Origin of the sequence: Candidatus Lokiarchaeum ossiferum, from assembly GCA_025839675.1 — an archaeon.
Classification (GTDB): domain Archaea; phylum Asgardarchaeota; class Lokiarchaeia; order Sigyniarchaeales; family Promethearchaeaceae; genus Lokiarchaeum; species Lokiarchaeum ossiferum.
Genome location: CP104013.1, coordinates 609136 through 621685, shown reverse-complemented (window position 1 = coordinate 621685; position 12550 = coordinate 609136). Strand labels below are relative to the sequence as shown.

The 12550-nt window shown below is 33.3% G+C and carries 11 protein-coding genes; 8 read left to right on the top strand and 3 right to left on the bottom strand.

Annotated elements, in window-relative coordinates:
- Window positions 1-52: 52 nt before the first annotated feature.
- Together NEF87_RS02640 and NEF87_RS02635 are read right to left on the bottom strand one after the other, a co-directional pair.
- Window positions 53-1246, bottom strand: coding sequence for an FAD-binding oxidoreductase (locus NEF87_RS02640; RefSeq protein WP_457918514.1), 1194 nt, complete (start codon window positions 1244-1246; stop codon window positions 53-55).
- The gene (locus tag NEF87_RS02635; protein WP_457920115.1) at window positions 1239-2801 is read right to left on the bottom strand and encodes a phytoene desaturase family protein; all 1563 of its coding nucleotides are present in this window, start codon (window positions 2799-2801) and stop codon (window positions 1239-1241) included. The genes NEF87_RS02640 and NEF87_RS02635 overlap by 8 nt, the downstream gene beginning before the upstream one ends.
- A gap of 124 nt (window positions 2802-2925) precedes the next feature.
- Between NEF87_RS02635 and NEF87_RS02630 the strand changes: the two genes are divergently transcribed.
- Together NEF87_RS02630 and NEF87_RS02625 are read left to right on the top strand one after the other, a co-directional pair.
- A complete protein-coding gene (locus tag NEF87_RS02630; RefSeq protein WP_457918513.1) occupies window positions 2926-4005 on the top strand; it encodes an aromatic ring-hydroxylating dioxygenase subunit alpha in 1080 nt (359 codons plus the stop codon).
- 19 nt (window positions 4006-4024) lie between these two features.
- The gene (locus tag NEF87_RS02625; protein WP_457918512.1) at window positions 4025-5062 is read left to right on the top strand and encodes a tocopherol cyclase family protein; all 1038 of its coding nucleotides are present in this window, start codon (window positions 4025-4027) and stop codon (window positions 5060-5062) included.
- Window positions 5063-5323: 261 nt separating this feature from the next.
- Here NEF87_RS02625 and NEF87_RS02620 read toward each other — a convergent pair whose 3' ends face one another.
- Window positions 5324-6553, bottom strand: a complete 1230-nt coding sequence (locus tag NEF87_RS02620) for a M28 family metallopeptidase (RefSeq protein WP_457918511.1) — start codon at window positions 6551-6553, stop codon at window positions 5324-5326.
- Between the two features lie 176 nt (window positions 6554-6729).
- On the opposite strand from NEF87_RS02620, the gene NEF87_RS02615 reads away from it, so the two are divergent.
- The 6 genes from NEF87_RS02615 (at window position 6730) to NEF87_RS02590 (ending at window position 12541) form a co-directional block, all read left to right on the top strand.
- A complete protein-coding gene (locus NEF87_RS02615; protein ID WP_457918510.1) occupies window positions 6730-7653 on the top strand; it encodes a hypothetical protein in 924 nt (307 codons plus the stop codon).
- 418 nt (window positions 7654-8071) lie between these two features.
- The gene (locus NEF87_RS02610; RefSeq protein ID WP_457918509.1) at window positions 8072-9562 is read left to right on the top strand and encodes a phytoene desaturase family protein; all 1491 of its coding nucleotides are present in this window, start codon (window positions 8072-8074) and stop codon (window positions 9560-9562) included.
- 221 nt (window positions 9563-9783) lie between these two features.
- On the top strand, window positions 9784-11166 hold the full coding sequence (locus NEF87_RS02605) for a DUF4097 family beta strand repeat-containing protein (RefSeq protein ID WP_457918508.1): 1383 nt from the start codon (window positions 9784-9786) through the stop codon (window positions 11164-11166).
- 98 nt (window positions 11167-11264) lie between these two features.
- Entirely contained in the window at window positions 11265-11645 is a 381-nt protein-coding gene (locus tag NEF87_RS02600) for a nuclear transport factor 2 family protein (RefSeq protein WP_457918507.1), read from the top strand.
- Window positions 11646-11750: 105 nt separating this feature from the next.
- Window positions 11751-12299, top strand: a complete 549-nt coding sequence (locus NEF87_RS02595; protein ID WP_457918506.1) for a flavodoxin family protein — start codon at window positions 11751-11753, stop codon at window positions 12297-12299.
- An 83-nt stretch (window positions 12300-12382) separates the two neighbouring features.
- Entirely contained in the window at window positions 12383-12541 is a 159-nt protein-coding gene (locus NEF87_RS02590; RefSeq protein WP_371804836.1) for a hypothetical protein, read from the top strand.
- Window positions 12542-12550: the final 9 nt, after the last annotated feature.

Here is a 12550-nt window from a genome sequence, read left to right as displayed (position 1 = left end):
TTGGAAATTAAAAATTCTAAGGAAAAAAAAGAATAATAATTCTTAATCGAAATTATTTTTCTGGATAAATTTCAATGTGCACGTCCTCGATTGGGTACGAGATACATGGATGAATATAGCCATTTTTTTGGTCACTTTTTCTAATATGCGTTTGAGGGGGGACAAATACGTTTCCATCGAGTAGTTTCGACCTACAAAAAGCACATTCTCCTGCCCGGCATGATGTTTTTATTCTTAAACCCGGGATTTTCTTAGCCTCCAAGCTATTTAACAGAGGTTTTGTACAAGGCACCTTGAATGAAACACTTTTTCTTTGATTTTCATTTATCCAACTTACAGTGCAAAGAACTTCACTATTTGTGTTGATCTCTTTGGGCCAACCCAAGGTTTGAGTGATATTTGAAATTGGAGGTGTTAAATCATAATGGATCTGATGAGGGGAAATATCAATTTTCTTCAACTCTTTTTGCAAAAATGTTTGCATCGCATGAGGTCCTACGATATACCACGTAATTTCTTCCATGTTGGAAATCGTCTTTTGTAATAGTTCTGCTGTAACAAATCCCGTTAAACCGGACCAAGTTGGAGAAGGATCTGATAGTATTATTGTAAATGAAAAATTCGCCATCTCCTGAGACATTCTCAGTAATTCAGTTTGAAATAGAATATCCGATTCTGACAAGCATCCATAAATCAAATGAATTTCATAATCGCTAAATAATTGATGAAAATTCCGCATCATACTGATAAATGGGGTTATTCCGCACCCACCTGCCACCAAAACCAGTCTGGTTCCATGAAATATGGGATTATAGTAAAATAAACCCATCGGTTCTGTTGCCTCAATAATTCCTCCAACCTTAAGTTCATTACAAAGATAAGTGCTGACGAATCCCTTTGATCCTAAATCTTTAACTGCAATTTCATAGAATGCTAAATTGTGAGGGGATGATACAATGGAGTAAGATCGACCAGTCAACACTCCATCGATATTTACATGTAATCCAATATATTGTCCCGCTCTGAACGGAGCAAGAATATGGGAAGATTCTACTGAACATAGTCTGATCAATGTCACATTGGTTGAGAGTGAGGTCTTATTCACTACTTTTAATGTTTGGCTCGTAGGGTGTAGCGATTTGGCTAATCTTCCCAAACCATCGAAGTAAGTTGTATTTGTAATACCCATATTTCTATATTTCATAATCTTTGCTGCTTGGATGATTTTTCGAATGTCTCTAAACATTTTTTTTACCTCCGAATGTTCTATTTTGCTTTCCTTTTTGCTTTAATAACAATTTAGCGGCTAATCTTCCACTATTTAGCGCTGTAGAATAACCTCCTCCTTCATTGGTCCACGCTCCACTAAAGTATAATCCGGGGATCGGTGTTTTATTTCCTAATTTGAAAACAGGACTATTGTCAACTGAACTATTACTTCCATAAATGACCCCATCTAAAGATTTGGAATAGCGATAGTAAGTTAAAGGGGAAGCGGATTCGCACACTTCAATGCTTTCTCGAACATTAGGGCACAAATATTCTTCAAATAAGGTAATTAGATCATTGGAAACTTTATCCTTTATTTGATAATATTCATTAGGAGGAATATTATGCCATTCTCTTCCTACGTGAAGGGCGGAAAGGGCAATCATACAGGTTCCTGCTGGTGAAATCTCTGGATTCACTAAATTATAGCAGGTTGCCACAATCATCTGTGTTGAGTTAATACCAGTATTTTGGGCAATTGCATGAATATCATCGGATGTATTGACGAAGGTTTCATAACTCGTGATTCCCAGCGCTTCTGCCGTTCTATTTAAGCCAAGATAAACCGTGAATATAGATGTGCCCAGTTTTGGGGAAATTACTTTTTTTAGATATTTTTTAGGTATCGCGTCCTTTGGAATCATCTTTTGTAGAGTACACACCGGATTTACATTCGAAATCACCCAATCCGAATAAATTTTTTCGCCATTTATTAATTCCACTCCTATTGTTTTTCCATTTTCCATCATGATCTTGTTTACCAAGGCATTATACCGAATTGTTCCACCCAGATCACAAATTGAATCAGCAATTGCTTGGCTAAGATTATGCGAAGATAAGTTAGGAATGGCTGCCCCCTTTGTTAAATAACTCATCATTCCTCCTACCCATAATAGGGCATTATTTTCAGAAGGAGTCGCCCCAAAGTAACACCAGAGCTGTATAATGACATTAATTAAGCGTTGATTATGGATAAAACGTTCCAAGAATTCGGTGATAGTATATCCAATTACCCGTATTAACCATGGATATTTAAAAATAATTTTTCCTGGTTTGGACAGATTTTTTAAGCCCCCATAGATATTTTCCATGACTTTGATGAGTTTTCGGATTTCTTTTTCATGATTGGGAAATTCGTTGATTAAGTAATTTGTATAAGCAGGAACGCCAAATGGTAAGGTATATTGCTTACCATCATAAAATTTACAGCTATAAATTTCTGGAACTTGGAAAAATTTTACCTTTTCTGGAACGATATTCAAGGCTTTAAAAAAATGATATAATTCCCCTCGATTTCCCTCAGTTCCAATATCATTAAGTTCATGAAGTGCGCCCTCAAATTCAAATCGTCCTCGAACAAAGGATGTGGCAAATCCACCTGGTGAATTATGTTTTTCTAACAACAATACCTTTTGATTTTTTAATGCAAGATGTGCTGCTGCACCTAATCCACCTAATCCTGCTCCAATTACAATTACATCAAAATTTTTTAATTGTTGTGAAGTTATTTCCTCCATATCTATGTTAGTTATTTGTTTACTGTTTCTATTAAGATTGTATTTTCCTATGCTGTAAAATCGAGGAAAATTAATCAGGGGAAAATTAATTAAATTCTATTAATTAGAAGTAGAATGGCAATTTCTCGCCAATTGTGAAATGACCATTTTGTTTTTGATCAAAGAAACTCTAAATTTAAATACATCTAAGTCTCAAACTAAACATATAATGATACCGAACCAGTGGTATGCAATACTAGATAGCAAAGAAATTCGAAAGAAAAACAAGCCAATCGGAGTCACTCGTTTAGGAGAAAATCTTGTCTTATGGCGGGATACTGCTGGTGAAGTTCATTGTCTTTATGATAGGTGTTGTCATCGAGGGGCAGCATTAAGCATCGGCAAATTAAAGGAAAATAATATTCAATGCCCCTTTCATGGTTTAGAATATGATGGGACAGGAAAGTGCACATTAATACCCGCAAATAGTTCTATTGCAAAAATTCCCAAATTTTTTAAAGTTCATGCCTATAAAGTTCAAGAAAGGCATGGATTTATTTGGATTTGGTGGGGAAAATCTCAAGATACCTATCCTCCTCTGCCTTGGTTTGAGGATGTGAATCGAGATTTTCATTATTATACAATACGGGATCATTGGAAAGCCCATTATTCTCGTGTTATCGAGAATCAGTTGGATGTTATGCATCTACCTTTTGTTCATCATAATACTATCGGTCGAGGGAATAAAACTGTTGTAGAAGGACCCATTGTTGAAATTTCAGATAATTACGAAAAGGTGTGGTTCATGAATCGACGAGAAAATGGAAAATTACCCACAAAATATTCCGAATTAAAAAAACCTCTGTATCCACCCATACTTCATTTTAAATTTCCTCACATTTGGCAAAATAAACTCTCGTCCGACGGAAGGATAATCGTTGCTTTCACGCCAATTGATGATAGTAACACAATGGTTTACACTCGCTTTATCCAGAAGTTCGTCAGATTTCCCATATTTAAACAGATTGCCTCCTTCATAGGAAAGATATCTAGTATAATAATCCTACATCAGGATCGCAGGGTGGTAGAAACTCAAACTCCCAAAATATCGCAACTGAAATCTGAAGAAAAATTAATCCCGGGAGATCTTCCGATTATTCATTATCGGCGCCGTCGAAATGAACTAAAAAATGAACTAAAAAATAATCTTAAAGATATATCCGTTGCTGATAAATTGTAGAAATCGTTAGGTTAATCATATGATAAAAAATCACCTCAGTTTTCTAAGTGAAAGGAATCTTCGATTTCATAATCCTTCAATGTTTCAAGGGAATTTGAAAAAAAAACAGTATTTTGAAGGTTGGTATTATAAAATAGTCGATGAATCAACTCAAACCATTTTTGCAATAATTCCGGGTATTGCTTTAAGCAAACAAACTCATGATTCTCATGCATTTATTCAAATTCTCAACGGTTCCACTGCGAAATACCATTATTTATCATTTCCTATTTCAGAATTTAAAGCTCGAAGAGATAAATTTGACATTGTAATTGGAAACAATCATTTTTCGCAAAATATCATCAAACTTAATGTAAAATCACAAGAAATTCAAGTTAAAGGACAATTGAACTTTGTGAACTTGCGTACATTGCCTTATCAGCGATTTTTACCCGGTATAATGGGTATTTTTTCCTATTTGCCTAATATGGAGTGTTACCATGGAATCGTATCTATGAATCATAGGATTTCGGGCAATTTAACGATTAATCAAAATCAAGTATCTTTTTCGGATGGAAAAGGATATATTGAAAAAGACTGGGGGAAATCCTTTCCTAAAAAGTGGATCTGGATGCAAGCGAATCATTTCAAAGAATTTGAACGATCTTTTATGTTTTCCATTGCTCAAATCGAATATTTTGGAAGAACATTTGTAGGTTTTCTGGCTGTTTTATACAATTTGGGTGAGTTTATTCGATTTACCACCTATAATTTTGATCAATATGATATAATATATTTAACATCAAAATCGTGCAAAATTTGTTTAAGTTCCTCGAAGTACTACTTAATCATAACTGCGACTAAGGATAAATCTCTTTTAAAAACAACTAGTTTAATGAAAGCACCTCAATTAGGTAAAATGACTGCAAAATGTGCCGAATCTATTAAGGCTAATATAAAGCTAAAATTATTTAAAAAAAAACCGGTCAATTATTTTGAGAAAAAATATGAATTAATATTTGAAGATCAAAGCAATTGTGCTGGGCTTGAACTCATGGGCGATACCTCAGTTTTTTAACTTGCCTCCAATTGTTTTTGATGATTATAATGTTCATACATAAATAAAATAGATTGAAGCTGAGATAAATCTTCAAAAAAGTTATAAACTCAAAATGTTTTTCATCTCTGGCTATAAATCGTCCTTTTTGAATAAAATGAGTGATATTAATTTGCTCAATCTTTTCTACCAAAACCGTTTTCAATTCAACAGTTCTTGACTAAAATTCGTGAAATTCTATAACATTTCCCAGGGGAAGATAAAAAAATGGTGAATATGACTTTAACTTTCAATTTGTTTTTCTTTTAACCAGAGAAAATCCCAAGCAATATTTAGGCATCCTTCAATAACTTCTGACTCAATTGAATCAACAGTGTCATTTCGAGTATGATATACTAATCCTTCTCTGACAATATCTGTTGGCATCGCCAGAATTGTTGTTGCGGCGATCCCTTTGCGAGCACTTTCAGCAGCATCGGTGCCTCCTCCTCCAAAGGTCATACTAAATTTGCTGAAAGAAATTCCATGCTTAGTAGCAATTTTAATAACATCATCTACCATCTCTTGTGAGAGTGGGATTGTGCCGTTGATATCATGAGTCAAGATATGGAATTGATCAACATTATATAAACTATCAAAATTAAGATGATATGTGGGGATTTTTTGCCATTTTTTATAATGGGTTTCCATAAAGGCCGCGGCACCTCGTAATCCTGCTTCTTCTGCATCAAAACTTGCTAAAATGACACGTGTATGATTCAAATATAGATCATTCGAATGTTTGAGAGAGGCTAGTTTCTTCCCGAGTTCAATTACCATGACTGATGCAATTAAATTATCCCCTGCCCCTGGAGTTCCTTTACTACTCAGCATGAAAATATACACAATCATGAATGGTAGACTAATGATATTGCAAATTGTTATAAAAGTGGATGAAACTATGTTAAATTGTCCCGAAATCGCAATTATGAAGATAATGATTGCATACAAGAAAAAGAAATATGGAATGAAAATTGCTGGAGCATAAAATTTTTGGAATCTCGATGCTAAAATTCGAATTTCCCGAGCACTGTCATGATGTCCGGAGAGTATTACTTGCTGGTGAACATCTTTAGAGGGTTCAATGCAACCATACACGTTCTTTCCTATTTTTTTTGGGAAAAATCGATCAAAGAAATGTTTGTAGAATCCAAAAATAGAAATCATCATGAAAATACCAAAAATCATTCCAATAAGAGGTACAATTATCCAGTTTGATCGTAAATAGAAAAATAATGATCCCACAGCATACATTAAGGGTAAAAATTTGATATAGAAACTGAAGGATTCTGGATGAATTTCTATATCCTCAACACTGCTTTCATCACAGAATTCTGAAAGAATTTGACCCAATTTTTCTCCCACTTTTTGACATTGTTTGGTCCCCGCCAAGCGTGGGCCAAATTCATGGATTAATTCATCAGTATGCTTGAGACTATTTTTCGCTAATTCGGTAAAATCCATTCCTTTCATTAATATATCTGATTTAGAGAAAGAAAAAAACCTTTCTTAAATTCTCCATTCAATGTTTTTATTTAGTTCATTACCAAAACAAAATAAAAACAATAGAAGTTCATTAAGTATAACAAGTTATGGATATCAATAATAAGTAACATATATTTATATACTATCATTTTTATATGATTAATATGGTAAAAAAAACAACTAAGGCGATTAAGGGTGTTCCAATCGAGTTTATCAAAAAAGATGATAAAATTGTTACTACGGAAGAAAATGTTTCAAATTTTTTAAAGACCCATTCAGATACGGGTTTTTCAATTGAGATGTTGCAAGAATATGGATTCTCTTCAAATATTCGTAAAATAATTTCTAAACTTCTGGAAAATCAAAAAATTGTCCAATCTAGTTATCAAGAAGAAGGAAAAAAGAAATGGGAATATCTTTATTTCCATAAAGTTCCTGCGAGTTCCTTTGAATTAGAAAAAACAGGGGATGGTTGGAAAGTTGAACAAATAAATATCAATGGCTTTTCTTTCAAGGTATTATGTGAATATTTTGAAGAAGAAGAACAAGTTTGCATCAGTTTAAAAATTCCGAGAGATGGTGATGGGTTAATTTATCGAGAAATTTCTGATGATGGAAGGGATTGGGATTGGATTGGTAGTGTCAGATTTTCTGAAATGAAACGAAAAATATCCAATCTTACTCGCGATATTATTATTTTTCAAGAATTGGAAGATTTTTGGGAATTTGAAGTAGTTTCCGAAGGTGAACAACGACGAATTTCAAAAACCAGAAGTATTGTGATTGGTGGTATTCTCTATTTATGGGCTGGAAATGTAGGGTTTCAATTTTCTATTAATCCAAACTTGCTTTCGGTTCAAATCCTTCCAATTTATAGGGAAATAGATGATGAGGGAAATGTAATTGCAGTCAATTATTATGATGATGATGAGGACAATGAACATTATTTTGAACGCGTTCTAATCCCTACTATTGAAGAAGAAGACGATGATGAAGAGGATGATGAAGATGATGAAAACCCCTATGAAGATCGAGAAGGTTTAGAGTTTGAAGAGGTTCATTCCGTAGTCATTAAGAAATTAAATTGATCCATTTTGAATTTTATTGCCTTAAAATCATGAATTGGAAATTTGAAGGCATTTTTTTAATTCTATCCTAATGTAATTGAAAACATCTCCTTCATAAAAAAATTATCCAAATTTCAAATTAGTCGAAATTAGTCAAAATTTGTTAAAAATGTAGTATATGGACTTTTTGTAAAAATTCTTAATATTTATATTAAATTTGAATTACAATTGTTATCCAATACATATCTCACCATAAAATAAATTGGAATTTGGGTTCAAAATTACATCTTTTTTGCTAATTGTTGGACTTCACATTTCTTATTTGAAATGAAAAGATCATCTTAGCATAATGAATTAATGATTTCATTTTGAAAAATGTATTACGACTTCATTTTTCCAATTTATAGGATAATATCAATATTCCTTGAAGAGTGATGAAATGAGTAAGAAAATAATAATCATCGGGGGAGGTATCGCAGGTTTAGCTGCTGGCAGTTATGCAGCCATGAATGGTTTTTCTCCCAAAATATATGAGATGCACTCCTTGCCTGGAGGTGTATGTACAGGGTGGCAAAGAGATGGATTTTGGTTTGACGGATGTATTCATTGGTTGATAGGTACGGGAAATGATGCCGGTACCTTTAAACAAATTTGGGATGAGTTAGGCGCTTTAAAGAACAAGAAAATAATAAATCATGATATTTTTAAAACCATTATTAATAACAAGGGTCAAGAATTCGTGGTTTATACCAACGCGGATAGATTTCGAGATTATATGCTCACCTTAGCTCCAGAGGATCATGAAGCCATTGATTCATTCTATTACGATACTTTAGAAATCGCAGACATGGAATTACCCATCAAACCTCAAAAGATGTGGAACATTAGAGATTATTTGCAGTTTATCAGTCAGAATAAATCTATTTTCAAATCCATGGGGCGCTTATCCAAGATTTCTATTAAAGAATATGCAAAAAGCTTTACTAATCCATTATTGAAAGAAATGATTCCGAAAATTTTTCCATTACCCGATTTTCCAGCGGTGGCTGCTTTTATGACTTTAGGGCATTTACATTATAAAAATGCCGGCTGGCCAGAAGGTGGTGCTTATTCTTTTTCAAAATCCATCGTTACTCATTATCTTGAAATGGGAGGAAAAATTCAATACAATTTAAAAGTCGTTAAAATATTAGTTAAAAAGAAGAAAGCGATTGGAATTCTACTTGATAATGGGGAAAAAGTGTATGCTGATTATATTATTAGTGCTGCTGACGGATATTCAACAATATTTCAAATGTTAGAAGGAAAATATCTTGATGAGAAAATTAAAAAGCATTATGATGAAACTCCCTTGTTTACTCCCCTAATCATGGCATCTTTTGGAGTTAATCAAGGCCTCTCCTTTTTCGATCACTCCACAGACTTTGAATTTTCTAAACCAAAGAAAGTTGGTTCTAACTACATTAACTCTATCAATATCAAACATTATAATTTTGATCCTACCATGGCTCCAGATGGAAAAGCTGTAGTGATTGTTGGATTTGAAACATCATACAAATTTTGGGAGGAAATGTATGAAAAAAAAGAAGAATATGAATATGAAAAAGAAAAGATACATAATGATTTATTAAAAATATTAGATGAAATCATTCCAAATTTTTCCCAAAATGTAAATGTCAGTGACATCGCTACACCGATGACTTGGGTGCGATATACTGGGAACTGGAAGGGCTCCTTCGAAGGATGGCTTATAAACACAAAAACTTTGCGCAAGAAAATTCCAAAGAAATTGCCAAAATTAAAAAACTTCTATATGATTGGTCAATGGACAACAATTGGAGGGGGATTACCACCTGCTGCTAAAGATGGGAGAGATATTGTTCAATATATTTGCAAGAAAGAGAAATTAAGATTCCACACAAATTTCTGAAATGCTTTTTTTTCTCATTTTGAGAGATATTGGCATAAACTATATACAGATGATATTTAAGAATAATTAACCAAATTCCTACTAAAATTCTCCCAAAACCTTTCAATATAAGAATTTAATTGAAGATAATGTGTTTTCATTCTACTGCTAATAATTGGTTTCCAGATAGGCTTTAATCAAGATCTCTTTCAATAAAGTAACAAACTATATTGTGAAAACTTATGACTTATTGTTCAGAATGTGGAGTTGATGTGCCTCAAGGGACGTTATATTGCTCCAATTGCGGTTCTCAGATTGAAGGTCAAAATCAACAACCTTCTCAACCTGAGAATTATATAGAAGTGCCTAAATATGCTTCTAATCAAGATGTCGGACGACAAAATGTTCATTCTTCTATTCAAAAACCTGTGCGTCGATCCAAAGCGGGAAAAATTGTTGCAATTGTGCTCATTGTTTTAATTGTCTCCAGCGGTGCCTCGTTTTTAGCTTCATCTCATAAATATGATCTTCAAGCAGATCGAACCTATGCGTATGGATCTGAAACCATTCCTACAAATCTCGCCTTTGATTTTGATGTTGGTAGTGCTGAAGTGATATTTCAATTTAATTCTTCACCTGTGGAAGATTTTGTGTCCATTGATGCCAGTTTTGATTTCTCTTACCGTGGTGGGGAAGAACGAAGTTTAGAAGAAATATATACAATTGATTGGGAAACATCCGAATCATTAGTATATTTCCATGTATATCAGGAAGATTGGTTCAATTGGGCAATGTGGGATCAAACCGTGATCACAGTCTCATTACGGACCGATATTGTATATGATTTAGATATTGATACTGGTTCTGGAAACATCATTGCAACTATTTCTAAAAATGTGAGTTTTGTAAACTTAGATATCCATACTGGATCTGGTAGCATCGATCTATATCTTGATGAAAACTCAAAAGTTTCATCTGATCTAATTCTTAACGCTGGATCTGGCAACATTCGACTAAATATTAATAACACTGATGTTAAAAATACTGTAGATATTAGCACCGGTTCCGGTTCTTTGTATCTTAATATTGATGGGTTGAATTTAACTGAATCATTGAATCTCAATACCGGTTCAGGTAGTATCGACATAGTTGCAGTTAATTCTCAACTGATGGGCTCCTTTAATTCTGATACGGGTTATGGATCAGTAAGGTACAATTTAATCAATACAACTCTTGGGGGAGATCTTAATGTAAATATCGGCTCGGGAGGTTTTTCTCTAATATCTGAAGATCTTAGCCTACTGAATGATGTTTACTGGAATATTGACGGGTCTAGCGGAAATATTAATCTTGATATTACTCAGCATCATTCGTTGGGGGGTTTGATTTCTGGGAATATAGAAACAGGAAGTGGAAGAATTACCACACAATTAGATATGAATTCAACAACCGTTCCATCTAACTGGGAATGTGATGTGGGTAGTGGAGATGTAGAATTTGATCTGAGTCAATCTTCCGAATACAATTATGCTGATGAAATTTTAACTAGTCTTAGTTATGATGGTACTTCTGGGTTTAATATCCATTTTGAGACAGGATCCGGTGGTATTACCATAATTGCCTAAATTTTTTTAATTTTTCTTATTTTTCTTAATTCCTTTTCTATTTTTGATCTAACCACCAAATGATAACCCTTTTTGTTCCTTAGATTCATATTTGATATGTGGATGAAGAACTAAATGTTTTAATTGTCAAAGAATTTAACAATGCTATTAATCGGCGGGATATTAGAAAATTGGCTTCCTTAATGGCTGAAGATCACCAATTTATTGATTCTGAGAATGAGATACATAAAGGGAAGGGATCGATGGTAGCTAGCTGGAAGGAATTTTTCCACTTATATCCAAACTATAAAAATCATTTTGTAAAATTTTATACAGAGAAAAATAAAGTCATTATTGAAGGATACTCTACATGTTCACATAAAGTACTGGATGGTCCTGCAATTTGGACTGCAATCATTGTTGATCAGAAGATTCAAGAGTGGAGGGTTTATCTTGATAATTCAGAAACTCGAGAAAAATTGAAAATCTATTCAACTTGAATTATATCGCACCAATTACTAACATCTTGTTTGGATAAAAAATTGGCCTCCACATCTTATTAATTCAGAAAAAAATAACTTAGTTTACTGTTTATTGTGATTTCTATGAAAATTCTAATATTATATTATACTCAATCAAAAAATACCCAGAAAATTGCTTCCTACATGTCTGAAGCTCTTAATGATTTCCATGAAGTAGATCTTTGTTCAATTAAACAAGTCCAGATTGAAAAAATTTCAGAATACAATTGTTTATTTTTAGGTGCTCCTTGTCATCATTCCACGTTGGCCAAAAAAATGCTGAAATTCATGCAAAATTTACCCAATCTCCAAAATTTGCCTCTGGTTGGTTTCTTTACACATTCTACCGCAATGCCTGAAGTAAGTGAGCACTATAAGAAACTTTATGATGAATGGGCAGGAAACTGTCAAACAGCTTTTGAAACTACTGCCAAGGATAAAAATTGCAATTTAATTGGCACTTTTCATTGTCAAGGTTCAGCAATTTTTCCAATTGAACTTTTCATTCATAGTAAAATTATTACGGATAAAGAAAAATGGAAAGATTATAAAAAAGAGCTCCGGACGCATCCTGATGAATCAGATCAAAAAAAAGCCCAACAATTCGCCCTAAGAATGGTTGAAGCAATTTAATCTCCCTTCTTTTTTAATGAAACTGGAAATATTGTTAGGTTAATATTCTAGCTTTTTTAACATCATTTGTCAAAATTTGAAACATGAATAAATTTATTGTAAAGCTGACCTATCAAAATGGGGAATCGGAAGAAAAAATTTTGGAATATGATGCAATATCAAAAATAACAAATTCCATTTCTCTTGCTGAACCTGTTGAAGGCAGATTTCTCGAAAAAATGACTATATTACAACCAATATAATCTAAAAAA